Below are 23,897 nucleotides of genomic sequence, written 5' to 3' on the forward strand. Positions count from 1 at the left end.
CGACGACGAAGGAGTGTGCGCGATGCCGGCGAGACCCCACCACCCCGCGAGGTCCCGGCTCGTGCCGACGCTCGTGGCCCTGCTGGCCGCCGCAGCGCTCGCGCTGGTCCCGGCGACCGCGGCCGTGGCGGAGCCGCCCGTCTCGTTCTCCTCCTCGCCCGTGCTCGACACCGTGGGCGCTCTGAGCACCGCCGAGACCGCGGAGGTCGAGCAGGCTGCGAGCGAGCTCTACGACGCGCACGGCGTGCAGCTGTTCGTCGCCTTCGTCGACACCTTCAGCGATCCGGCGGACCGCACCGCGTGGGCGGAGCGCACGGCGACGCTGAACGGCCTGGGCACCGACGACGTCCTGCTCGCCGTGGCTGTGGACGGACGCCAGTACCAGCTGTCGGTCGCCGACAGCGTCGCCCTCGACGAGGGACAGGTGTCGTCGCTCCAGACGGACGACATCGAGCCGCGCCTCGTGGCCGGCGACTGGTCGGGAGCCGCCGTCGCCGCGGCCGACGGGATCGGTCAGCGCCTCGACGCGCCGAGCGCCGCCGCGACGATCGGCTCCGGCCTCCTGATCGCGCTCGTCGTGCTCGTCGGGCTCGCCGTCGCCGGCGTCGTGATCTGGCTCCTCGTACGCCGCTCGCGTCGGCGACGCGCCGCGGAGGAGGCGGAGGCCTCCCTCGACGAACTCGCCACCCGGGCCGGCTCGGCCCTCGTGCACGCCGACGACGCCGTCCGTACCAGCGAGCAGGAGGTGGGCTTCGCCCAGGCGCAGTTCGGCGACGAGACCACAGGTCCGTTCCGCGAGGCGCTCGTCACGGCCAAGCGGATGCTGGGCGAGGCCTTCACCCTGCAGCAGCGGCTCGACGACGCCGAGCCCGAGACCGATGAGGAGCGCCGAGGCGGCTACCAGCGCATCCTGCAGCTCTGCGACGACGCCGAGCAGACGCTCGACGAGCGCGCGAGCGCGTTCGAGGAGCTGCGCGACCTCGAGAAGAACGCGCCGGCGGTGGCCGCTGCGCTCACGACCCGCGTCGCCGAACTCGGCGAGCGCCTCGCTCCGACCCGCGCGCTGCTGGCGGAGCTGGCCACCCGTTACGCGCCCAGCGCGATCGACGACGTGAGCGACGACGCCGACCAGGCCGAGGACCGCCTCCGCTTCGCCCGTGACCAGCTCGCCGCCGCCCAGCAGGCCGTGCAGAGCGGCGACTCCGGACGGGCCGCCGTGCTCCTGCGGGCCGGCCAGCAGGCCGCAGAGCAGGCCTCTGGCCTCGTCGCGGCGGTCGCCGCGCGCGCGTCCGATCTGCAGCGGGCGGAGGCCGCGCTCGCCGGACGGATCGCCGAGATCCGCGCCGACGTGGCGCAGGGCCGGGCGCTCGCCGCCTCGAACGACCCGGAGTCGCAGGCCCAGGCGCAGAACGTCACCGCTGCAGTCGCGTCGACCGAGGTCGCGCTGGCGGAGGTCGAGCGGGCCGCCTCGAGCAGGCCGAACGACCCGCTCGGCCTGCTCGAGGCCCTGACGGCGGCCGACGCGGGCATCGACGCCGCCGTGGGCGGGTTCCGCGACGCGCAGGCCCAGCGCGATCGCGAGCGCGCGGCACTCGGCGCCGAGCTCGCCTCCGCCCGCAGCCGGGTCGCGGCCGCCGAGGACTTCATCGCCGCACGACGCGGCGCAGTCGGTTCTCAGGCACGCACCCGTGTCGCCGAGGCTGCGCGCTCGGCCGAGTACGCCGCGCAGCTCGCCGCCACCGACCCGAGGGAGGCGCTCAGCTCCGCGCAGCGCGCCTCCGCTCTCGCGCAGCAGGCGCTCGACTCCGCTCGCGCCGACGCCGGCGCCTACTCCGCCCCGACCGCGGCCGGCAGCCCCTTCGGAGGCGATACCGCCGGGGCCTTCCTCGGCGGGATCCTGGTCGAGTCGCTGCTCAGTGGTGGTCGCCGCTCCGGCTACCGCTCGGGCGGCTTCGGCGGTGGCGGCTTCAGTGGCGGCTTCGGCGGCGGCGGCCGTCGCTCGGGAGGGGGCGGGTTCGGCGGCGGCGGCCGTCGCGGCGGCGGCGGCCGCTTCTGACCCGTCACCGCAGCGCACCGCACTGCCCCGCTCCCCGGGCCCCACCGACCCCGCAGCCCCACGACTCCGCACCACCTCCGACACCCGCACCACCGACCATGCAAGGAGAGACACCATGGCTCAGAGACAGTCGATCTTCGGCCGCATCGCGCAACTCGCGAAGGCCAACATCAATGCGCTCCTCGACCAGGCGGAGGACCCGCAGAAGATGCTCGACCAGATGGTCCGCGACTACACCGAGAGCATCCGCGACGCGGAGGCCGCCATCGCGACCACGATCGGCAATCTGCGCCTGCTCGAGGACGACTACCGCGAGGACGTGCAGAACGCCGAGGAGTGGGGCGGCAAGGCGCTCGCCGCGAGCCGCAAGGCCGACGAGCTGCGCTCCTCCGGCAGTGCCGCCGACGCCGACAAGTTCGACGCGCTCGCGAAGGTCGCGCTCCAGCGCCAGATCCAGTCCGAGAAGGAGGCGAAGGACGCCGAGCCGACGATCGCCTCGCAGACCGAGGTCGTCGACAAGCTCAAGTCGGGCCTGAACCAGATGCGCGAGAAGCTGCAGCAGCTCTCGAGCAAGCGCGACGAGCTGATCGCCCGCGCGAAGACTGTCGAAGCGCAGAGCCAGGTCCAGGACGCCGTGAAGAGCATCGACCTCATGGACCCGACCAGCGAGGTGAGCCGCTTCGAGCAGAAGATCCGTCGCGAGGAGGCGCGCGTCCGCGGCGCAGAAGAGCTCGCCTCCTCGAGCCTGGACGCCCAGTTCGAGTCGCTGGAGGACCTCGGCGAGCTGACCGAGGTGGAGGCGCGCCTCGCCGCCCTGAAGTCGGGCCGCCCGCAGGACTCGATCGGCTCGTGAGCCCCGTGTGCCTCCGGTGGGCCCCCGTCGGAGGCACACGCGCGCCGCGTGGCGTGCCGCGAACGAAGGCTGGCAATCATCCGGATGCGCTGTCGGCCACCGCCCCGTAGTGTTCAGACAAGGTTGCCCCTGACCCCGGTCACCCCTATGCCACGTCCGGCCACTACCGACGTGGTGAACCATGAGCGGACCGCCCCCGTCGGGATCGCTCGCCGAGAGACCGCCGCTGCAGACGGTCACCACGAAGAGCGAGGCGCCGATGAGCACTCCCACCACCACCGGTACCGGCGCACCGCGCGTCGTCCGGACCCGCCCCCGCGCCGACGGCCGCATCAACCCGACGACCGAGTACTCCGGCCTGCTGAGCACCGTCCGCGACGCAGGCCTCCTCCGCCGACGAACCGGCTTCTACTACGCCATGTTCGGTGCGCTCCTCCTCGCGCTCGGCGGCATCGTGACCGGCTTCGTCCTGCTCGGCGACTCCTGGTTCCAGCTCCTGCTCGCCGCCGCGCTGGGCATCGTGCTGACGCAGTTCGCCTTCCTCGCGCACGAGGCCTCGCACCGCCAGGTCTTCGAGTCCGGCAAGGCCAACGACGTCGCGGGGCGCACCCTCGCCAACCTCTTCGTCGGCATCAGCTACTCGTGGTGGATGACCAAGCACAGCCGCCACCACGCGAACCCCAACGTCCTCGGCAAGGACCCGGACATCGAGCGCGACGTCATCTCGTTCACCAGCGAGGACGCCGCCCGCTCGCGAGGCCTGTACGCCTGGCTGACCCGGCGCCAGGGCTACGCCTTCTTCCCGCTCCTCCTACTCGAGGGCATCAACCTGCACATCCACGGCTTCCGCACCGTCTTCGGCCGCGGCAAGGTCGACAAGCGGTGGGTGGAGATCTCGATGCTCGTCGCCCGCGTCGGCCTCTACCTCGCCGTGATCTTCTGGGCACTGCCGCTGGGCATGGCGTTCGCCTTCCTTGGCGTGCAGATGGGCGTCTTCGGCCTCTACATGGGCGCCTCGTTCGCCCCGAACCACAAGGGCATGCCGCTGCTGCCCAAGGAGGCGCGCGTCGACTTCCTGCGCCGCCAGGTCCTCACCTCGCGCAGCATCAAGAGCAACTGGCTCACCGACCTCTACATGGGCGGCCTCAACTACCAGGTCGAGCACCACCTCTTCCCGAACATGCCCCGCCCGGCCCTGCGCCGCGCGCAGGTCATCGCGAAGGAGTACTGCTCCACCCACCAGATCCCCTACACCGAGACCTCGCTCCTCGAGTCGTACGGCATCGTCGTCCGCTACCTGAACCGCGTCGGCCTCTCGGCCGGCGGCGATCCGTTCGACTGCCCGGCCGCCTCGGCGTACGGCCGCTGAGTACAGCGCTGCGAAGGCCCCCGCTCCGGTCAGGAGCGGGGGCCTTCGCCGTCCCGCTTCCTCCTCCGCGCCCGCGCGCAAGGGGGTGCCCTCGCGAGCTGCCCGACCTAGCGTGGACAGTATGAGCAGCTTCGACGACGACACCGAGCCCACCCTGTCCGAGGACACCGCAGAAGGAGCAGAACGCACGCCAGACCCCGCCACCGAGACCGGCACCGCCGCCGGCCTCGACGAGGTGGGCGGAGCCTCCGACGCCCTGGCCGACGGGGTCGGCGCCGACGGCGAGGAGCAGAACCCGCCACTGCCGGACTGGGGCCCCACCGACGGCGTCCACGGCACCGACGCCGAGACCGACGCGTCCGGCACCGAGCAGCGCTGAGACTCCCTGCTCAGGGGCCTCCCCGGCCGCTCGGCGCACCCGCCGACCGCGTACCGAGGAGGTCCCTCCGTGTTCGCCCGGCCGTCGTTCGACGCTCGTCCGCTCAGCCCTACACTGGCGCAATGCAGTCGAATGAACGCGCCCTCCGGGTGATCTCCTACAACCTCCGGGAGCACCGCGCGCACGTCGAGATCGCTCCGCTCGCCGCCCGCCACGACGTCGACGTCCTCTGCCTCCAGGAGTGCGACACCACGAAGCTCCCGCAGGAGGTGGGCGAGCTCAGGCTCGCCTCGGTGACGGCCCGCAACCGCCTCGGGCTGGCGGTGTACTACTCGCAGACCCGATTCGAGCTGGCCGGCAGCGCCGCCTTCGAGTTGAGCAAGTCGATGCACGACCGCGTCATGTCGCCGGCGCACGAGCGCCTGCTGGCCGTGCGCCTCGACGACCGCGACGGAGGCTCGATCGTCGTCTCGTCGTTCCACGCCGCTCCGCTCTCGGCCGGCAACGCCCTGCGCCGCAAGCAGATCGACGAAGCACTCAACCGGCTGCGCGAGTACGCACCCGACACCCCCTCGCTGATGGTCGGCGACTACAACTACCCGTGGTTCTTCCGCGGTCTCGACCGCCGGATGACCCGCAACGGATACCTCGTCTCGCGCAGCGACTCCCCCACTTACGCCCGCTACCGCTACTTCAGCGGCCACTTCGACTTCGCCATCAGCGACGCTGTGAGGATCGAGCGCGTCTCGACCCTGCCGCAGGGACTCTCGGACCACCTCCCCGTCCTGGTCGACGCCCACTACGAAGTCCCCGTCGCCTGATCGATCCGCGCCCGCGGCGGGAGCAGCCTCCGCCGGTCGCTAGGCTCGAAGGGTGACGACCCTCATCCTCGCCCGGCACGGAGAGACCGTCTGGCACTCCGAGAACCGATTCGCCGGATCCTCCGACATCGCCCTGACTCCGCACGGACAGGACCAGGCAGCAACGCTCGCCTCCTGGGCCGTGGACGCCGACCTCGACGCCGTGTACTCGTCCACGCTCGTGCGTGCGGTGCGCACGGCGGTGCCCGCCGCCCGAGCCGCCCACCTCGAACTCCAGCCTGACCCTGCGCTGGTCGAGGTCGACTTCGGCCAGGGCGAGGGGCTCACCACCGCCGAGATGGAGGAGCGATTCCCCGACGCCTATCGGGCCTGGGTCGCCGCTCCCGCGATCCAGCCGATGCCCGGAGGCGAGTCGGGCCTGGACGCCGTCGCGCGCGCCAACACCGCCCTCGCCCGCATTCACCGCGAGCACCCCGAGGGCCGTGTCCTCGTCGTCGCGCACGGCACCCTGATCCGACTGCTGCTCTGCGCCTACCTCGGCATCAACCCCGAGACGTACCGGCACACCTTCCCCGTCGTCGACAACGTGGCTCTGACGACGCTGCGCTGGGACGCGACGGGCGTGGGCCTGCTCGGCTACAACGTCCCTCCCGTGCAGACCCAGCGACGCTCCAGCTGAGCGACGTGCCCCGGGCGCAGCGGTCGGCGAGCGCCGCCTCGATCGGCCTGGTGCTCGGCTCGGTCGCGAGCGTGCAGGTGGGCGCCTCCTTCGCCGTGCTGCTGTTCCCCGCCGCGGGGCCGATCGGCACGGTCACGCTACGCCTGGTGTTCTCGGCGGTGGTGCTGCTGCTGGTGTGCCGTCCGCGGCTGCGCGGCCACAGCCGGAGCGACTGGGCGACCGTCGCCGCCTACGGCCTGGCGCTCGGCGGGATGAACGCCTGCTACTACGAGGCCATCGCACGGATCCCGCAGGGAGCGGCGGTGACGCTGGAGGTGCTGGGGCCCCTGACGCTCTCGGTGATCGCCGGACGGAGCCTCTTGAGCCTCGTCTGGGCCGTGCTGGCCCTTGCGGGTGTGGTCACACTCTCGCAGGGCGGTTTCTCGTCGATGGATCCGGTGGGCGTGGGCTTCGCGCTGGGGGCGGCCGTGCTCTGGGCCGCGTACATCGTGTTCGCCGGGCGCACCGGCGGGCGGTTCCAGGGGATCGATGGGCTCGCGCTGGCGCTCGCGGCCGGAGCGGTCGTCTCGCTGCCGTTCGGCATCGCCTCCGCCGGGCCGGCCCTCGTGGTGCCGCCGGTGCTGCTGCTCGGACTGGCGGTGGCGGTGCTCTCCTCCGCGGTCCCCTACGCGCTCGAACTACTGGCGCTGCGGCGGCTGCGCTCCTCCACGTTCTCGATCCTGATGTCGCTCTCGCCCGGGGCGGCGGCGCTCTCGGGGTTCCTGGTGCTCGGACAGCGGCTCAGCGTCGTCGAGGCAGTCGGGATCGCACTCGTGGTGGCCGCGAGCATCGGAGCGGTGCTGACTGCGCGGTCCTCCGCCTGAGCGACAGGTCTTTTGTTAGGCTAACTATGTGCCATCGACCGAGACTCCGCAGACCGGATCAGCGCAGACCGGATCAGCACCGACCGAATCAGCGCAGACCGACCTCCCCCTGAGATCCCTCGCGGGCGAGGTGCGGGTGGCGGTCGGCCGCCTCGGGCGGCGGCTCCGCCAAGAGAAGGCCCATCACGAGCTCAGCGACCCGCAGTTCAGCGTGCTCGCCCTCCTGCACCGCGAGGGCGCGAAGACCCTGGGCGAGCTGGCCGACGCGGAGCGGGTCCGCCCGCCCTCGATGACCCGCACGGTCGGTTGCCTGGTCGACGAGGGCCTGGTGGAGCGGCTCGCCGACCCCGCCGACGGACGTGTGACGCGCATCCGCGCCACCGAGGAGGGTGGCGCTCTGGTGCTCGACGTCCGCCGCAGCCGCGACGCCTGGCTGGTGGCGCGCCTGCTTGAGCTCCCTCCCGAGGACCTGCGCCTGCTGAACGACGCGGCGGCAGTGCTGCGCGCGATGGCCGACCGATGAGCGCGATGTTCCGCTCCCTGGCGGTGCCGAACTACCGGATCTGGTTCGCCGGCGCGACGGTCTCGAACATCGGCACCTGGATGCAGCGCACCGCCCAGGACTGGATCGTGATCAACGACCTCACCGACCACGACGCGACCGCGCTCGGCGTGACGATGGCGCTGCAGTTCGGTCCGCAGCTCTTGATGGTCCCCTTCTCCGGATTCATCGCCGACCGCTTCGACCGACGCACGCTGCTGATGGCCACCCAGGGCGCGATGGGGGCGCTCGGGCTCGGCCTGGGCCTCATCGTCGTGACCGGGGCCGTGCAGCTCTGGATGGTGTACCTCTTCGCCCTGCTCCTCGGCTTCGCCGCCGCGATCGATGCGCCCGTGCGCCAGACCTTCGTCTCGGCCCTGGTCGAGGAGCGCGACCTCAGCAACGCCGTCTCGCTCAACTCGGCCTCGTTCAACTCGGCGCGGATGATCGGGCCGGCCATCGCGGGAGTGCTCATCGCCGCGATCGGCTCCGGCTGGGTGTTCCTCCTCAACGCGGCGAGCTTCCTCGCCGTGCTGCTCTCACTCCGGGCGCTGCACCGCGACGAGCTGCGCAGCGCCCCGCGCGCGACCCGCCGGCCGGGCGCGCTGCTGGAGGGGTTCCGCTACGTCTCGACGCGGCCGGACATCCTGGTGGTGCTGGTGATCGTCTTCCTGATCGGCACGTTCGGTCTCAACTTCCCGATCTTCGCCTCGACGATGGCGACCGTCGTGTTCGACATGGGGGCGAGCGAGTTCGGTCTGCTCTCGTCGGCGATCGCGGTCGGCTCGGTGCTGGGTGCGCTGCTCTCGGCCCGTCGCGACCGTCCGAGGCTCCGACTCATCGTCGGCGCCTCCGCCGCCTTCGGCGTCGCGCTCGCCCTCGCCGGCGTCATGCCGACCGTGTGGGCGTTCGCGATCCTGCTCCCCTTCGTCGGAGTGGCGGCGCAGACGCTGATGACCTCGGCCAACGGCTACGTGCAACTCTCGACCGCCCCCGAGATGCGGGGCCGGGTGATGGCGCTGTACATGGCGATCTTCGTCGGCGGCACTCCGATCGGCGCACCCGTGATCGGCTGGGTCGCGAACTCCTACGGACCGCGCCAGGCGATGCTGGTGGGCGCGGCCTCCGGCATCGCGGCGGCCGCTATCGGCCTCGGCTTCCACCTCCGCCTGCGCCGCGCCGCCCGGCTCGCGGCGGCCGAGGCCGTCACCGGAGACCGGGCCGTCCTCCGTCCGCGCGCCTGACAGCGTGCGGATCTGTACGGAGAACCACGAAGATCGTACAGTTGCCGCACGGTCACCATCTCCGTCACGGATGCGCGCGCGACCTTCTCGGACGTGGTCGAGCGCTCCCATACCGAGACCGTGATCGTCGAACGGCGAGGGCGAGCGGAGGCCGTCGTCGTCAGTCCCGAGCGCTACGAGCGGATGATGGACGCCCTCGAGGAGGTAGAGGACTTCCAGGCCTTCGACGCCGCGATGGCCGAGGGGGCGCGAACATCCAGCATCGATCTCCTCGAGATCGTAGGTACGGCCACGGACAATACGGGGCGCGAAATCCTCCTGCGCCAGCAACGTCTCATCCTCAGCGAAAAAGGCCATGCTGTTGAGGAGGACGCAGCCGATCTCCGGATCCTCGAACCGGGCCGTCGGACGGCGAAAATAGTGCTCAATCCGCTCCCGAAGCCGCTCGAGAGACACCACGCCATTCGCCGTCCAAGCAGATGCCAGACTTCGCTGATTCGCATACGGGCGAATCCAGAGAACAGGCCGACCCCAACGATGCGATTGCTAAACGCGGGCTGGGAGCGGTCGACGTGAGTCTTGAAGATGAAGGAGTGGCCTGGCGCCAGCGTCTTGAAGCCCTGTCGGGGACTCGGGAACCAGAAGTTGACCTCATCGTGCTGGGCGCCGGTGGCGAGGAGCAGGCGATACCAGTCCAGGTCCGCGACGCCGACGTACGCCTTCATCCGGCCTTCCCCAGGAAGCTGATGGCCGGAGCCTAGCGAACAGGACGCTACGAACAAGCGGGTTCCGTCCGTAACGATGAAGGCCCGCGCACGCTTCGAGTGATCCAGCGCGCCCTGGCCAATAGTCGCCGTCTACGAACGAACCACGGCGAGCAGGAAGATAATCCATCCGCCAACCGCAGCCAGCCCGACGACCAGCGAAACCAGAAGGCGCAGACGCTTCGCCCGCATGAGCAGAGCGACGCCCGCTCCTCCCAGACCCACAGCCGGCAGCGCCAGAGCCAACGCCCGTGTATTCGCCACGGCGTCCGTCACACCGCACGACAGCCAACTCGCAGCGATATCGGGCGTGAGCGCTGAGGATCCCAAGAAGTAAAGGATTCCCAGCGGGACGAGTGCCACGACGACGAACGCGATCGCGAACCACCCAGCGAGCTTCCGATCCGCAAATCGGGCGATCACCACAGAGCCCCCGACGGCGACGGTCATCCAGACAAACGACCACACGACGCGCTCAAGCGCACCATCGAGTGCCGTCGCCGGACAGTAGCTCCAGAGCAGAAGCGCATCTCGGATGATCCAGATGGACCAGCCAAAACTAAGAATCACTCCTACGGCGGTGATCCCCAGTCCCAGGATCGCGAGCCTCGAACGCATCTCAGCACGCTACCACTGCAGGGGCCACACCTTCGCAGCGTCGAGTGCTGCAGCGAAGCCGCCAACTCTCCCAAGCCACAAACCGTCTAGCTATTTACGACACGCACCACTAGCAAGTGCCTTCGCCGAGGATCGAGCGTGTACCCCACGCCGTGGCGCGGAGCACAACCGTCGCGGCGCCGACAGCGAGCGGTGACGCCGAGCGCGCTCAGGCCTCGCGCGTGATCTCGACGCGGACGAAGAGCTTGGACGAGCGCGGGCCCGCGAACACACCGCGCAGAGGCGCGATGTCGTTGTAGTCGCGCCCGCGGCCGACGATGACATGGCGGTCGCCGATGTCGATCAGGTTGGTCGGGTCGTAGCCGCGCCACGTGCCTCCGCAGAACCACTCGACCCAGGCGTGCGACTCGCCCACCACCGTCTCGCCGATCTCGGCGAGCGGTTGGGGGTGCAGATAGCCCGAGACGTAGCGCGCAGGGATACCGACGGAGCGCAGCGCCCCGAGGACGATGTGGGTGATGTCCTGGCAGACGCCCTCGCGCGCGGTCCACGACTCCGTCGCCGTGGAGTGCACGCCGGTGACACCCTGCCGGTAGGTCATCGCGCGGCCGATCGTCTCGGCGATCGAGAGAGCGGCCTCGCAGGGGCCCGCCGCCTCGTCGACGAGCGAGCGGGCCAGGACCGCGAGATCCTCCGGAGGCACGGTGCGCTGGGTCTGCTTCGACTGCTCCACGTACTCGGTGCGCGTCTCGACCTGCTCGACCAGCTGCTCCCAGCCGTAGGGGTGGTCGGGATGCTGCTTCGGCCGCACCTCGACGAGCGACGTCGCCGTCAGCGAGAGCTCACGGTGCGCGTCGAGCACATCGAACGACGAGACGCGGGTCCCCCAGTAGTCGGTGTAGGCGTGCACGGACGTGACCGGGCGGATGTCGAGGTTCGAGAACAGCACGAGCTGCCCGTCGGAGGAGGCGGGCAGCATCCGCGCCTCGTTGTAGGAGGCGACGACATCGCCCGCGTAGGTGAAGCCCGTGGTGTGCCTGATGCGCAGCCTGCTCACAGCGCCTCCCCGATCCAGCTCGGCATGACATTGGTGGGGAAGTACCGCTGGCGGATCGCCTCGGACGCGGCCGAGGTCGCCTCCTGCACGCTGTCCATGTGCCGCGGGAGGTCCACGAGGATGTCGGTGATGGGCCGGAACTCCAGCTCGCTGCGGATCCGCCCGAGCACGCGCTGCGCGTCGCCCGAGTGGCCGATGCGGCCGGTGCGCGGCTCGATGTCGCGCATGCACGCCTCCGCCCGGGAGACCGAGAAGAGGATCGAACGCGGGAACAGACGGTCGAGGAGGAGGAACTCGGCCGCATTGCGCGCGCTCGGCACTCCTCGGTAGGTGCGCAGGTAGGCCTCGTAGGCGCCGCAGGAGCGGAGGATCGTGGTCCAGGAGGGACCGCTCGCCTCGGTCAACGACCGGGTGGCGAGCAGTCGGGCCGTCATGTCGGCGCGCTCGATCGAGCGGCCGAGGGTGAAGAACTGCCAGGCCTCATCGCGCGAAGTCGCCGACTCGATGATCCCCACGGCGAGCGCCGAACGCTCGCGCACCCAGCCGAAGAACTCCGAGACGCGCTCTCCCGAGACGCGGCGCGGCATCCGGGTGCGCGTGGTGTTGAGGCACTCCCACAGCTCGGTCGAGACGATCTCGCGCGCCCGCCGGGCGTTCTCGCGGGCGGCGCCGAGCGAGTAGGCGATGGAGGCAGAGTTCGTGCGGTCGATCGCGAGGATCGCCAGCACGTCGGCGCGGGTGATCTCGCGCAGGTCGTCGGGCGGGGTCGAGCCCATCACCGACAGGAGGGAGCGGCAGGCGGTGTCCTCGTCGATCCACGGGTCCTCCAGCAGGAGCTGGAGGTGCACGTCGAGGATGCGGGCGGTGCCGTCGGAGCGCTCGATGTAGCGGCCGATCCAGAAGAGCGACTCGGCGATCCTGGAGAGCATCAGTCGTCCTCCCCCACCGCGCGCGCCTGCTGCTGCTGCTGGTCCTGGTCGGTGCTCGGTGCGTCCTGCGGCGAGTGGTCGGGGGTGTGGTTCAGCGGGTAGACGATCGGGATCGAGCTGGTCACCGCGGCCTGCTCGGCGACGAGCGCCTGGATGTCGCGCGACTCGGGCTCGGGCCGCTGATCGTCGAGACCGACCACCCAGGTGTCCTTCGAGCCGCCGCCCTGCGAGGAATTGACGACCAGCTGGCCCTCCGGCAGCGCCACCCGGGTGAGGCCCCCTGGCAGCACCCAGACGTCGGTGCCGTCGTTGACCGCGAAGGGCCGCAGATCGGCGTGGCGCGGGCGCATCCCGTCGTCGACGAGCGTGGGGATGGTCGAGAGCTGCACGACAGGCTGGGCGATCCAGCCCCGCGGATCGGCCTGGAGGCGCGAGCGCAGCTCGGCCAGCTCCTTGGCCGAGGCCGCGGGGCCGACGACCAGGCCCTTGCCGCCGGAGCCGTCGACCGGCTTGACGACGAGCTCGTCGAGCCGGTCGAGCACCTCCTCGAGCGCCCCCGGGTCCTCCAGGCGCCAGGTGTCGACGTTCTTGATCACCGGCTCCTCCGAGAGGTAGTAGCGGATGAGATCGGGCAGGTAGGTGTAGACGAGTTTGTCGTCGGCGACGCCGTTGCCGACCGCGTTCGCGATGGTGACGGTGCCCAGCCTCGCCGCGAGCATCAGACCCGGGGAGCCGAGCATCGAGTCGGCGCGGAACTGCAGCGGGTCGAGGAACTCGTCGTCGACACGGCGGTAGATCACGTCGACCCGCGTGGGGCCGGACGTGGTGCGCATGAACACCTTGCCGCCGGTGCAGAACAGGTCTCGGCCCTCGACCAGCTCGACTCCCATCAGGCGGGCGAGCAGGGTGTGCTCGAAGTAGGCGGAGTTGTAGACGCCGGGCGTGAGCACGACGACGGTCGGGTCGTCGACGCCCTCGGGGGCGGAGGCACGCAGGGCCTGCAGCAGCCGGTTCGGGTAGTCGCCGACCGGGCGCACGCGCATCGAGACGAACAGCTCGGGAAGGGTCTGCGCCATCACCCGGCGGTTCGAGATGACGTAGGAGACTCCCGACGGCACCCGCACGTTGTCCTCGAGGACCCGCCAACCGCCGACCTCGTCGCGGATCAGGTCGATGCCGGACACCTGGATCCGCACGCCGTTGGCCGGGACGATGCCCGCGGCCTGGCGGTGGAAGTGGCTCGAGCTCGAGATCAGGCCGGCCGGGATCACTCCGTCGGCGACCGCGTTCTGCGCACCGTAGACATCGGCGAGGAACGCCTCGAGGGCCCGGACCCGCTGCTTGATGCCGCTCTGCACCTCGTTCCACTCGGTGTGCTCGATGACCCGGGGCACTGCGTCGAGCGGGAAGGGCCGCTCCTCCCCCGCGAAGTCGAAGGTGACGCCCTGCGCGAGGTAGGAGGAGGCGAGCGCGTCGGTCCTGCCGCGCAGCTCCTCCTGGGTCATCCGCGCGAGCGACGAGTAGATGTCGCGGTAGGCGCCGCGGACGCCGTCGGGGCCGCCGGCCGCCGCGACATCGGCGAACATCTCGTCCCAGGGAGTGGCGCCCCCGGCGGGCCGCTCGACCTTCTGGGACCCGTATCCGTCGAAGAGGTCACCCATGGCACGACTCTAGTGCGGGCCGTATTGCGGGGATGTTTCGGGCGGCGGCGGGCTCGTCGAGACGCCTGCCTCGACCACATCGGGTCGCGCGTGCGGCACTCCGACACTCGGGTTGTAACCGTTCGATCACCCTGGATGGTGGGAACGTTCGGTTACGTCAGGGTGGTACTGATGGGTTACACTACTGCGAGTAGCCGAAGGGTTACCCTCGAGAAGGAGATGGCAGATGTTCAGTGGAGTCAACGACCTCCGGCAGTTGGTCGTCTCGATGCGGGAGGACGCCGGGCTCAGCCAGGCCGAGCTGGCTCGACGCGCAGGGCTCTCCCGCAAGTGGGTGAACGAGTTCGAGCGAGGTAATCCCAATGCGCGTGTCGGTGCGGTGCTCGACGTGCTCAGAGCACTGGGCTACGGCCTCGAAGAGACAGCGCTCGATGCCCACCGCGCGTGAGCTCGTCGCCTACCTCGACGGCAGAAAGGCTGGCACATTCCTCCAGGAGAGCACCGGGAACACAGTCTTCGTCTACGACAGAGACTACAGAAGTGACCCATTGAGCACTCCCCTTTCGTTATCGATGAGCAAAGCCGTGGAGCGGCACAACAAGCGCAAAGTGCTCCCCTGGCTCACCGGGCTCATTCCGGACAACGACGCGGCGCGAAGCGCCATTGCTCGACGTTTCGACGTCAATCCCAGAAATCCGTTCGCCATTCTTGAGCATACGGGATCCGACGCCCCGGGAGCCGTTCAGCTCCTTCCCCCCGGAGAAGCATCTACCGGCACGGACGGCGACCGGAACGCGAGAAAGACTCTGAAAGACGAGGACGTCGCCGAACAGCTTCGCCTGGTCCTCGACGAATACCGAGACGGGACTCCGGACGCGCGCCTCGACCAGCGATTCTCGCTTCCCGGAGCACAACCCAAGATCGCGCTCGTTCGCTATCAAGGAGAGTGGGCCCGTGCGCTGGGTGCAACGCCGACGACCCACATCCTCAAGCCGGTTCCACCGGACGGGTTCAGGCGCGTCGACGTCGTCGAATACCTGACATCGACAGCAGCGAGCAGCCTGGGCCTCACCACTGCCACGTTCTGGATGCAGCAGATCGGGCCACACCGCGTCTTCGTCTCGGAACGCTACGACCGAGAGCACGGGGCGGATGGAATCGTTCGGCGATTGCATCAGGAGGACCTGGGACAGGCCTTGTCGACCGATCCCGCCAAGAAGTACCAGCGAAGAGAAGGCGGGCCCGGTATCGCCGCTGTAGCATCCCTTGTGCATTCTCTGGCACTCGATGAGGCAGAAAGAGCAGTGATCGCCTGGGACTTTTTCTGTGGCGTCGCTTTCAACAGCGTTGCATACTGTACCGACGCCCATATCAAGAATTATTCGATCATGCTCGAGGGATCTCGCGTGCGACTGGCCCCGTTGTACGACCTGAACACCATTGCTCCGTACCTCGACGATCAGTTGCGGTTCGGTGACAGGGGACAGCCTCCGCAGGCGGCGATGTCGGTGGATGGCGAGTACCGCTTCGACGCCATGTCGGAAACAGGGTTCGCCACAGAGGCGCGCAAGCTCGGAGTGGATGCCGGTCGGGCCATCGACGAAGTCCGTCGGCTTCGTCACGACATGGTCGGAGCCTTCGAGGATGCTCGCGACACTCTCGTCGCCCTCGACGACGAGACCACTGGATTCGCCCGAGACGTCGTGGATGGTGTCGCACGCATCCCGTCGCTGACGCATCCCTGAGCCGGGACCTGAGCCGGGAATAGATCCGGCCGCGCGTGGTTGTACCGCCATGTACATGCAAACGCATGGACCTGGCCCCGCGGGGCCGGAGGACAGAAGGAGCGCCCGATGCAGTTCGGCATCTTCACGGTGAGCGACATCACGACCGACCCCACGACCGGACGGACCCCGTCGGAGTCCGAGAAGATCCAGGCGACCCTCGCGATCGCACTGAAGGCCGAGGAGATCGGCCTCGACGTCTTCGCCCTGGGCGAGCACCACAACCCGCCGTTCTGGTCCTCCTCCCCCACCACCACTCTCGGCTACCTCGCCGCGAAGACCGAGCGCATCCAGCTCTCGACCGCGATGGCACTGATCACCACGAACGACCCGGTGAAGCTCGCCGAGGACTACGCGATGCTCCAGCACCTCGCCGGCGGCCGCGTCGACGTGATGCTCGGCCGCGGCAACACCGGCCCGGTCTACCCGTGGTTCGGCAAGGACATCCGCCAGGGCATCGAGCTGACGATCGAGAACTACGACCTGCTGCACCGGCTCTGGACGGAGGAGTACGTCGACTGGCAGGGGCAGTTCCGTACGCCGCTCCAGGGCTTCCAGTCGACGCCGCGCCCGCTCGACGGGGTCGCTCCGTTCGTCTGGCACGGCTCGATCCGCTCGCCGCAGATCGCCGAGCAGGCCGCCTACTACGGCGACGGCTTCTTCTCGAACCACATCTTCTGGCCGGCCTCGCACACGCAGAAGATGGTGCAGCTCTACCGACAGCGCTTCGAGCACTACGGGCACGGGTCCGCGGACCAGGCCATCGTCGGCCTCGGCGGCCAGATCTTCCTGGCCCGCAACTCCCAGGATGCGGTCGCCCAGTTCCGCCCCTACTTCGACAACGCGCCCGTCTACGGCCACGGCCCCTCGCTCGAGGAGTTCACCGAGCAGACCCCGCTCACGGTCGGCTCCCCGCAGGAGATCATCGACCGCACTCTGGGCTTCCGCGAGTACGTCGGCGACTACCAGCGCCAGCTGTTCCTGATGGACCACGCGGGACTCCCGCTGAAGACGGTCCTCGAGCAGATGGACATGCTCGGCGAGATCCTGCCCGCTCTGCGCGCCGGATTCGCCGAGGGCCGCCCGTCGCACGTGCCCGACGCCCCCACCCACTCCTCCCTCGTGGCCGCGCGCGACGCTCAGCCCGAGCCCGTCACCGTTTAGTCAGGAGACCCGCATGGACACCCGCAGGATCGCCGTCGTGTCGGCCGGCCTCAGCCAGCCGTCCTCGACCCGGCTGCTCGCCGACCGCCTGAGCGCAGCGACCGAGAGCGCCCTCGCCGAGCAGGGCTTCGCCGTCGAGCGGAGCGTCGTCGAGCTGCGCGACCTCGCGCACGACATCACCAACAACCTCCTCACCGGCTTCGCGAGCCCGGCGCTGCAGACCGCGCTCGACGCGGTCGCCGGCGCCGACGGGTTGATCGCCGTGACGCCGATCTTCACCACCAGCTACAGCGGCCTGTTCAAATCGTTCGTCGACGTACTCGACACGGAGGCGCTGCGCGGTCTGCCCGTGCTGCTCGCGGCCACCGGTGGCTCGCCCCGGCACTCCCTCGCCGTGGACTACGCGATGCGCCCGCTGTTCAGCTACCTGCACGCGGCTCCGCTCTCGACCACCGTGTTCGCCGCCTCCGACGACTGGGGCGGAGCCACGGAGGACGGGCGGGCACTCCCCTCCCGCATCGACCGCGCCGGACGAGAGCTGGCCGAGGCGGCAGGCAGGGCGTCGCGCGCCGGCGCGGCTCCCGACCCGTGGGCACTCGACGGCACCTTCGAAGGGATGCTCGGCCGGTCGCGGTGAGCGGCGGCGGAGCGGGGTCCGCGGGGAGGCCGCTCCCAGACAGGCGCACGCGGTGAGTCGGCAGCGGCTCCTCGCCGAGTCGGTCCGGCCGCCCCCAGCCCGGCAGCAGCCCGCCGATCGGTCGGTTTCGCCCCCCTTTCGGGACGGGTCACGTCAATCCCCCGATCCGCCGGAGCGGACGGCTCGCCCGCGGGGTACGGTCGTCGCAAGCGCCCACCGTGTGCGCTTCCAGGCGCTCCGTTCGAGCGGAAGGCGGGATCGTCGTGAGTGTGATCGCCGCCAACGCCGCGAAGCAGAAGGTCGCCGGGCGCTACTACCTCATCGAGCGGATCGGCTCGGGCGGCATGGGCTCGGTCTACCGCGCGCACGACGAGACGGTGCAGCGCGACGTCGCGGTGAAGGTGTTCCGCGCAGAGGCCTCGAACCCCGAGGACGTCGCGCGCCAGGAGCGCGAGGTGCGGATGCTGAGCTCGTTCGCGCATCCGGGCATCGTGAACCTCTTCGACGCGGGCCTGCACAACTTCGGCGGAGAGGTGCGCCGCTACGTCGTGATGGAACTCGTCGCCGACCCGACGATGGAAGCGCGCCTGGATGCCGGCGCGCTTCCCGCACACGAGGTCTCCGCGATCGGCACGCAGTTGGCCGAGGCGCTCGCCTACCTGCACGAGCGCGGCGTCGTCCACCGCGATGTGAAGCCCGCGAACATCCTGGTCAGCGACGTCGCCTCCAGCGGCTACGACCGCACCGCCAAGCTGACCGACTTCGGCGTCGCCCACTTCATGGACGGCTCACGGCTCACCAGCGACGGCATCGTCATCGGCACGGCGAGCTTCGTCAGCCCGGAGCAGGTGGCCGGCGAGCCGATCAGCGGGGCGAGCGACGTCTTCTCGCTCGGGCTGGTGCTCCTCGAGGCGCTGACGGGTCACCGGGAGTACTCCGGCACGGTCCTCGAGGCGGCGCTCGCGCGGCTGCACCGCAGCCCGAAAGTCCCCGACACCCTGCCGGAGGAGTGGCGGACGCTGCTCGCGGCGATGACCGCGCGCGACCCCTCCGTGCGGCCCACGGCTGACGAAGTGGCGCACCTGCTGCGCGGCGGCGTCGGCTCGGTGCCGGTGGGCTCGGAGTCGCGATCGGCGCGCCTGCGGCGCTCGGTGATCATCGGCTCCAGCATCGTCGGCGTCGGCGCGATCGCGGCGCTCTCCTGGATGCTCGGGGCGCTGGCGGGGCGCTGACGGGGGCCCTCGGCCCCTGCGGATCGCACGGAGTCCGGCAGGTCGGAGATCCTCGTGCAGAGGGCGCGGGAGTGCCGCAGATCGAACGCGGTCACGGCTTCGCGGGTCACCGGCAAGGAGGGCAGGCAGGCCCGGGCCCTACGCCTCCCCGGGCAGCGCCGGCCGCAGAACGAGGCGCGTCCAGGCCCCCACGTAGAGCCGATCGCCCTCCTCGACCTCGCGGCGCTGACCCGCCGGGATCGGGGTCTGCGGGATCGGGGCCCCGGCCTGCGCGAGGTAGGTGCCGTTCGCCGACTGCAGGTCCTCGACCCACCAGCGGTAGCCGTCGGTGCTCAGCTGGCAGTGGCGGCGCGAGACTCCGGAGTCGGAGCCGCAGTCGATCTGCGGCGAGATGCCGCGGGAGACGGAGGGCCGGCCGACCAGCAGCGAGCGCTCGCGGAGTACCACGGTCGCCGGAGGTCCGGGAGAGGGCATCGGGTCGTCCGCGCGCTGCTCGGCGTACCAGTCGGGGTCGACCCAGAGCTCGGCGATCCACGGACGGTCCGGGTCGGCGGGCGCCTCGGGAGCGAGCGTCTCGGCGACGGGCGACCCGGCGACCGAGGGGATCACCTCGGTCGGGGGCTCAGCCGCGGCGGGAGGCGACGGCACCGGAGGCGCCGTGGCGACGGGCACGTCGAAGCCCGCCTCCTGCTCCGGCACCAGCTCGGTGACCGCGGCGGGGTCTCCGCCCGGCCGCGGCGCCTCGCCCAGGTGCGAGGCCGGATCGCCGGCCGCCGTCGCGGAGCCGCCCGCCCCGCCCGGCACGCGCAGGGCCCCCGACTCCGTGAAGGGGTCCACCTCGGGCAGGGAGCCGGTGGTGAAGTCGTAACCGCAGTTCTCGCAGAACAGCGCGCCGGGCTCGTTGGGGAACGAGCAGTGCGGGCAGACCGAGGGTCCCGTCGGGATCGCGGTGGTCGGCGCAGCAGCGGCCGGAGGCGGCGAGGACGGGGCACCGATCGGCGCTCCGCAGACGTCGCAGTAGTCGCCGGAGGCCGAGGTGTGCCCCTCGGGGCAGCGGAAGCTCACTTGCGCACCCGGGTGGTCTTGGTCGACGCGGTGTCCAGCGCCATCTCGTCCAGACGGGTGGCGCCGCGCTTGAGCCGCACGGTCCCCTCGTTCGGGTTGTCGATCTCGACCACCTTGCGGAGCTTCGCGGTGGCCTCGTCGTTGCCGGTGACGGCGGCGAGCTGCACGGCGCGGCCGAGCTTGACCGTCGCGGTCGCGTCGTCGCCGACCGCCTTCGCCGCGAGCCCGTCCTGGATCGCCGAGGCCAGCTCGGTCTGCCCGGTGTAGTGGGCGACGGCGGGATCGATACGGGCGGTCAGGGCGGAGTCGTCGGTCCACCGGGCCTTCACCAGAGCGGAGGCGACCACCTGGTCACGCACGCTGAGCTGGACCCGCGCGGCGAGCTGCTCCGCGCCGACCGGCTTCGACGCGACGCGCACCGCCACGTGGTACTCGCGGGACTCGTCGCCCCACGCGCCGGTGGGGTAAGCGCCGGTGAGCGGGTTCACCGCGGTGCGGCGTGCGCTCAAATCCTCGAGGTTCGGCGCGACCTGACGGACGAACAGCAGCTGAGCGCCCTGCGGCGTCCAGACACGCAGCTCGCCGTTCGCGACTCCGCGGCCCATCGAGGCGCGCATCAGCGACTCGAAGTCGGCGGCCATGTCGGCCGGGTTCGCGATCAGGCCCACAGTGCCCAGCAGCGCGCTCGCGATCGTCCGCGCCTCCTCGACGATCCAGCGCGAGCCGACGCCGCGGACGTCGCACTGGAACTCGCCGCCCGCGGCGCGGATCGCGGCATCGAGCTGCATCCGCGACTCGTGCTCGTTCTTGCCGTCGGTGAGGAGGATCGCGTGCCGCTGCGTCGCCTCCGGAACAGTCGCGAAGAGCTGGCGCGCGAGTGTGAGCCAGGTGCCCATCGCGGTGCCGCCGTCGGCCTGGAGGAAGCCGATCGCCTCCTTGGCGGCGGCACGGGCGCCCGCCTCCATGCGCACCATCGAGACGGAGGCGTTGGGGTAGGGGAACGCGCGGTCGGCTCGCTCGGAGCCGGCGATGACGGCGAAGAAAGTGCCGTCGAGGATCTGGTCGACGGCCACAGCGGCGGCGCGCTTGGCGGCGGTCAGATTCTCTCCAGTCATCGAGCCGGAGCAGTCGACGATGATGATCTCGGCGGCTGCACCGTCCGAGCCGGCAGCACCGGTGCCCGAGGCGGTGACCGTCACGATCGCGTGCACATCGGTGGCGCCGTCCGAGAGGAACTCGTTCTGGAACACACTCGCGCTGAACTCCGCCATTCCGCCAGTTTATGGGGAGCAGCGCTCGCGGCGGCGCTCCTGCCCACGGGATGTGCAGGCAAGGGTGGACCCGTGGCACCGCCCGCCGGCGCCCGCTTCGACTACTCGCTCGGCGATGGTTCGAGGGCATCCGAGTCGTCGGCACAATGACGTTCCCGCCGTCTCTGCTCTGCCAGAGCGATCCGAGGGGGGACGAAGGCGTCGTCTCCCGGGCTGAGAGGGCCCGGAGCGACCGGGTAGCATCGTCGGCTCCGAGAGGGAGCGAGGACGGATGCGGGCCTTCACGCCGGTCGAGCAGCGGATCGACGACGCCGCGCGGAGGCTGCTCGCGCGCGGACCCGCTTCGGGAGCGCGCGCAGCCCTGATCGAGTTCCTCGTCTTCGGGGCCAAGCAGGCGTGGGCCTGCGTCTTCGGAGCCGCGCTACTCGCGGTGATCCTCGCCGCGCGGCTCTGGTACCCGGACGACGCCGCACTCGCGCGCAACGACCTGCTCACGCTCGCCGCCGTGGCACTGCAGATCGTGATGATCGCCACGCGCCTCGAGACCGGTCGGGAGCTCTGGGTGGTCGTGCTGTTCCACGTGGTCGGCACCGGCATGGAGCTGTTCAAGACCGATGTCGGCTCATGGAGCTACGCGGCGGACGGCGTGCTGCGACTGGGCGCCGTGCCGCTGTTCAGCGGCTTCCTCTACGCCTCCGTCGGCTCGTACATGGTGCGGATCCACCGCCTCTTCGATCTGCGCTTCGAGCGCTGGCCGAGGCGCTGGCTGACCGGGGTGGTCGCGGTGCTGATCTACGTCAACTTCTTCAGCCACCACTCTCTGCCCGACGCCCGCTGGCTGCTCGTGGCAGCGGTCGGCGCACTGTGGGTCCGCAGCACAATGGTCTACCGGGTCCACCGCGGCAGCCACCGGATGCCGTTGCTCGTGGCATTCGCGCTCGTCGCGACCTTCATCTGGCTGGCCGAGAACATCGCCACGTCTGCCGGCGCCTGGCTCTACCCCGATCAACTCGACGGCTGGCACGTGGTCTCGCCCTCGAAGCTGGTGTCATGGTTCCTCCTCATGATCGTCTCGGTGGTGCTGGTCACCTCGGTCTACCGGCCTCGCGCTCCCGATCCCGTGGCCGCCGTCAAGCCCGAGGCCGACGACGCGGCCGGCTGAGAGAGTGGCCCGATGCCTCCCTGGACCCTCGCTCTCGTCAGCGGCGCTGCCGGCGGCGCCACCCTCCTGATCGGCGCGGCGCTCGCCTGGCTCGTGCGCGTGCCCGCGAAGCTGACCGCCGCGCTCGTCGGCTTCCTCGTCTTCGCGTCGGCACCGGGCGCGGTCGTCGCCTTCGTGACGACGGTGGCGGCAGGAGCGATCCTCGCGATGATCTCGAACACGATGATCCCGGAGGCGTTCGACCGCGACGACGTGATGACGGGGATGTACGCGGTTCTGGGGTTCGTGACGGCGTTCGCGCTGCACGCGGTGGCGTAGCGGGCGGGACGCGAATCCCGGGGACGGCGCGGGTCCCGGGAACGGGGACCCGGAGCCCTGGTGCGCGGGCCGGTCAGCCGCCGAACGCCGTCAGCGCGTCATCGAGCAGGGCTAGGCCGCGCACGACCTCGGCGGGGGTGATGACCGCCGGCGGGACCACGTGGATCCGATTGTCAGCGGTGAAGGGCAGCAGGCCGCGCGCGAGCAGGTCTGCCTTGAGGCGGGCGACGGACGCGACCGGCAGCGGCTCTCGCGTCGAGGGATCCGACACGAGCTCCAGAGCCCAGAACACTCCGGATCCGCGGACCTCGCCGACGAGCTCATGCTTCGCCTCAAGCGCAGCGAGGCCGGGTGCGAGATGCTCGGAGCCGATGGTCCGCGCGTTCTCGACGATGCCCTCCTCCGCCATCGCCTCGAGCGTCGCGACGACGCTGGCCGCAGCGAGCGGGTGGCCGGAATAGGTGAGCCCGCCCGGGAAGACGCGCTCGTCGAAGTGGTGCGCGATCGGATCCGAGATGATGACGCCGCCGATCGGCACATAGCCGGAGTTGACGCCCTTCGCGAAGGTGATCAGGTCCGGGCGCACGTCGAAGGCGTCGAAGGCGAACCACTCGCCCGTGCGGCCGAAACCGGCCATCACCTCGTCGAGGATCAGCTGGATCCCGTACCGGTCGGCGATCTCGCGCACGCCGGCGAGATAGCCGGGCGGAGGCGTGAGCACGCCCGCCGTGCCGGGGATGGTCTCGAGGAGGAACGCCGCGATCGACTCCGGCCCCTCGGCCTGCACGACACGCTCGAGGTGGTGCAGAGCGCGCTCGCACTCCTGCTCGGGTGACTCCGCCCAGAACTCGCTGCGGTAGAGGTAGGGGCCGAAGGCGTGCACATGGCCGCGTGCGAACTCGTTGGGGACGCGCCGCCAGTCGCCGGTGGAGACGATGGCCGCGCCGGTGTTGCCGTGGTACGAGCGGTAGAACGACACGACCTTGTCGCGGCCCGTGAACAGGCGGGCCATGCGGATCGCGTTCTCGTTGGCGTCCGCGCCTCCGTTGGTGAAGAAGACCTTCTCGAAACCGTCAGGCGCCCGCTCGGTGATCAGGCGCGCCGCCTCCGCCCTGGTCTCGTTCGCCGCGGCCGGGCCGATGGTCGCGAGGACGCCGGCCTGCTTCTGGATCGCGGCGACGACCTTGGGATGCTGATAGCCGATGGTGACGTTCACGAGCTGGCTCGAGAAGTCGAGATAGCGGGTGCCGTCCACATCCCACACCTCGGCGCCGAGCCCGCCCGCGATCGGCAGCGGGTTCAGCGCACCCTGCGCCGACCAGGAGTGGAACACGCGGGAGCGGTCGGCGGCGGCGACCGAGGCGTTGTCGCGGACGGCGGGGGTGGTCGGGGACGTCATGGCCTCCATGCTGCCCTGCCGGAGTCGCGCA

Annotated in this window: 24 protein-coding genes; 17 read left to right on the forward strand and 7 right to left on the reverse strand. The window is 70.6% G+C overall.

Going from position 1 to position 23,897, the window contains the following annotated elements:
- Window positions 1-22 precede the first annotated feature (22 nt).
- The 10 genes from GSU10_RS12465 (at window position 23) to GSU10_RS15330 (ending at window position 9,381) form a co-directional block, all read left to right on the forward strand.
- Window positions 23-2,056, forward strand: a complete 2,034-nt coding sequence (locus tag GSU10_RS12465; protein ID WP_132505521.1) for a TPM domain-containing protein — start codon at window positions 23-25, stop codon at window positions 2,054-2,056.
- A gap of 115 nt (window positions 2,057-2,171) precedes the next feature.
- A complete protein-coding gene (locus GSU10_RS12470) occupies window positions 2,172-2,909 on the forward strand; it encodes a PspA/IM30 family protein (RefSeq protein WP_068211776.1) in 738 nt (245 codons plus the stop codon).
- A 259-nt stretch (window positions 2,910-3,168) separates the two neighbouring features.
- Window positions 3,169-4,278, forward strand: a complete 1,110-nt coding sequence (locus GSU10_RS12475) for a fatty acid desaturase family protein (RefSeq protein ID WP_132505561.1) — start codon at window positions 3,169-3,171, stop codon at window positions 4,276-4,278.
- Between the two features lie 121 nt (window positions 4,279-4,399).
- Window positions 4,400-4,657 (forward strand): hypothetical protein, encoded by a 258-nt coding sequence (locus tag GSU10_RS12480; protein ID WP_158286130.1) that lies wholly within the window; start codon window positions 4,400-4,402, stop codon window positions 4,655-4,657.
- A 122-nt stretch (window positions 4,658-4,779) separates the two neighbouring features.
- The gene (locus GSU10_RS12485) at window positions 4,780-5,478 is read left to right on the forward strand and encodes an endonuclease/exonuclease/phosphatase family protein (protein WP_068211775.1); all 699 of its coding nucleotides are present in this window, start codon (window positions 4,780-4,782) and stop codon (window positions 5,476-5,478) included.
- Window positions 5,479-5,530: 52 nt separating this feature from the next.
- A complete protein-coding gene (locus tag GSU10_RS12490) occupies window positions 5,531-6,157 on the forward strand; it encodes a histidine phosphatase family protein (RefSeq protein WP_068211774.1) in 627 nt (208 codons plus the stop codon).
- 5 nt (window positions 6,158-6,162) lie between these two features.
- Window positions 6,163-7,020 (forward strand): EamA family transporter, encoded by an 858-nt coding sequence (locus GSU10_RS12495; protein ID WP_068211773.1) that lies wholly within the window; start codon window positions 6,163-6,165, stop codon window positions 7,018-7,020.
- 28 nt (window positions 7,021-7,048) lie between these two features.
- Window positions 7,049-7,543 carry a MarR family winged helix-turn-helix transcriptional regulator gene (locus GSU10_RS12500; RefSeq protein ID WP_241972929.1) on the forward strand — a complete coding sequence of 165 codons (495 nt, stop codon included), beginning with the start codon at window positions 7,049-7,051 and terminating at the stop codon, window positions 7,541-7,543.
- Window positions 7,540-8,805, forward strand: coding sequence for an MFS transporter (locus GSU10_RS12505; protein ID WP_132505524.1), 1,266 nt, complete (start codon window positions 7,540-7,542; stop codon window positions 8,803-8,805). The genes GSU10_RS12500 and GSU10_RS12505 overlap by 4 nt, the downstream gene beginning before the upstream one ends.
- A 93-nt stretch (window positions 8,806-8,898) precedes the next feature.
- Entirely contained in the window at window positions 8,899-9,381 is a 483-nt protein-coding gene (locus GSU10_RS15330) for a type II toxin-antitoxin system Phd/YefM family antitoxin (RefSeq protein WP_068211769.1), read from the forward strand.
- Window positions 9,382-9,662: 281 nt separating this feature from the next.
- Here the strand turns inward: GSU10_RS15330 and GSU10_RS12515 are convergent, their stop codons facing one another.
- The 4 genes from GSU10_RS12515 to GSU10_RS12530 form a co-directional block, all read right to left on the reverse strand.
- Complete coding sequence (locus GSU10_RS12515) at window positions 9,663-10,187, reverse strand: hypothetical protein (protein WP_068211767.1); 525 nt, start codon at window positions 10,185-10,187, stop codon at window positions 9,663-9,665.
- A 208-nt stretch (window positions 10,188-10,395) separates the two neighbouring features.
- Window positions 10,396-11,244, reverse strand: coding sequence for a transglutaminase family protein (locus GSU10_RS12520; protein WP_068211765.1), 849 nt, complete (start codon window positions 11,242-11,244; stop codon window positions 10,396-10,398).
- Window positions 11,241-12,173 (reverse strand): alpha-E domain-containing protein, encoded by a 933-nt coding sequence (locus GSU10_RS12525; RefSeq protein ID WP_068211763.1) that lies wholly within the window; start codon window positions 12,171-12,173, stop codon window positions 11,241-11,243. The genes GSU10_RS12520 and GSU10_RS12525 overlap by 4 nt, the downstream gene beginning before the upstream one ends.
- Window positions 12,173-13,834 (reverse strand): circularly permuted type 2 ATP-grasp protein, encoded by a 1,662-nt coding sequence (locus GSU10_RS12530; protein ID WP_068211761.1) that lies wholly within the window; start codon window positions 13,832-13,834, stop codon window positions 12,173-12,175. Before GSU10_RS12530 ends, GSU10_RS12525 begins: the two co-directional genes overlap by 1 nt.
- 226 nt (window positions 13,835-14,060) lie before the next feature.
- Here GSU10_RS12530 and GSU10_RS12535 point away from each other — a divergent pair, with 226 nt between their 5' ends.
- The 5 genes from GSU10_RS12535 to GSU10_RS12555 all read left to right on the forward strand — a co-directional run bounded on the left by GSU10_RS12535 (window position 14,061) and on the right by GSU10_RS12555 (window position 18,651).
- Window positions 14,061-14,282: a helix-turn-helix domain-containing protein gene (locus GSU10_RS12535; RefSeq protein ID WP_068211759.1), complete on the forward strand. Its 222-nt coding sequence runs from the start codon at window positions 14,061-14,063 to the stop codon at window positions 14,280-14,282.
- On the forward strand, window positions 14,266-15,579 hold the full coding sequence (locus tag GSU10_RS12540) for a HipA domain-containing protein (RefSeq protein WP_158286131.1): 1,314 nt from the start codon (window positions 14,266-14,268) through the stop codon (window positions 15,577-15,579). Before GSU10_RS12535 ends, GSU10_RS12540 begins: the two co-directional genes overlap by 17 nt.
- Before the next feature lie 108 nt (window positions 15,580-15,687).
- A complete protein-coding gene (locus tag GSU10_RS12545) occupies window positions 15,688-16,782 on the forward strand; it encodes an LLM class flavin-dependent oxidoreductase (protein WP_068211754.1) in 1,095 nt (364 codons plus the stop codon).
- 13 nt (window positions 16,783-16,795) lie between these two features.
- The gene (locus GSU10_RS12550) at window positions 16,796-17,419 is read left to right on the forward strand and encodes an FMN reductase (RefSeq protein ID WP_132505529.1); all 624 of its coding nucleotides are present in this window, start codon (window positions 16,796-16,798) and stop codon (window positions 17,417-17,419) included.
- A 263-nt stretch (window positions 17,420-17,682) separates the two neighbouring features.
- On the forward strand, window positions 17,683-18,651 hold the full coding sequence (locus tag GSU10_RS12555) for a serine/threonine-protein kinase (RefSeq protein WP_068212380.1): 969 nt from the start codon (window positions 17,683-17,685) through the stop codon (window positions 18,649-18,651).
- A 138-nt stretch (window positions 18,652-18,789) separates the two neighbouring features.
- Here the strand turns inward: GSU10_RS12555 and GSU10_RS12560 are convergent, their stop codons facing one another.
- Both GSU10_RS12560 and GSU10_RS12565 read right to left on the reverse strand, forming a co-directional pair.
- On the reverse strand, window positions 18,790-19,716 hold the full coding sequence (locus GSU10_RS12560) for an FHA domain-containing protein (RefSeq protein ID WP_132505532.1): 927 nt from the start codon (window positions 19,714-19,716) through the stop codon (window positions 18,790-18,792).
- Window positions 19,713-20,987, reverse strand: a complete 1,275-nt coding sequence (locus tag GSU10_RS12565) for a VWA domain-containing protein (protein ID WP_068212381.1) — start codon at window positions 20,985-20,987, stop codon at window positions 19,713-19,715. The genes GSU10_RS12560 and GSU10_RS12565 overlap by 4 nt, the downstream gene beginning before the upstream one ends.
- A gap of 271 nt (window positions 20,988-21,258) precedes the next feature.
- Here GSU10_RS12565 and GSU10_RS12570 point away from each other — a divergent pair, with 271 nt between their 5' ends.
- Window positions 21,259-22,149 carry a DUF817 domain-containing protein gene (locus GSU10_RS12570; RefSeq protein WP_068212382.1) on the forward strand — a complete coding sequence of 297 codons (891 nt, stop codon included), beginning with the start codon at window positions 21,259-21,261 and terminating at the stop codon, window positions 22,147-22,149.
- A gap of 12 nt (window positions 22,150-22,161) precedes the next feature.
- Window positions 22,162-22,467 (forward strand): hypothetical protein, encoded by a 306-nt coding sequence (locus GSU10_RS12575; RefSeq protein WP_068212383.1) that lies wholly within the window; start codon window positions 22,162-22,164, stop codon window positions 22,465-22,467.
- A 73-nt stretch (window positions 22,468-22,540) separates the two neighbouring features.
- On the opposite strand, the gene GSU10_RS12580 is transcribed toward GSU10_RS12575, so the two are convergent.
- On the reverse strand, window positions 22,541-23,866 hold the full coding sequence (locus GSU10_RS12580; RefSeq protein WP_068212384.1) for an aspartate aminotransferase family protein: 1,326 nt from the start codon (window positions 23,864-23,866) through the stop codon (window positions 22,541-22,543).
- Window positions 23,867-23,897 lie beyond the last annotated feature (31 nt).

It is taken from the genome of Rathayibacter tanaceti (assembly GCF_009834165.1).
Taxonomy (GTDB): Bacteria; Actinomycetota; Actinomycetes; order Actinomycetales; family Microbacteriaceae; genus Rathayibacter; species Rathayibacter tanaceti.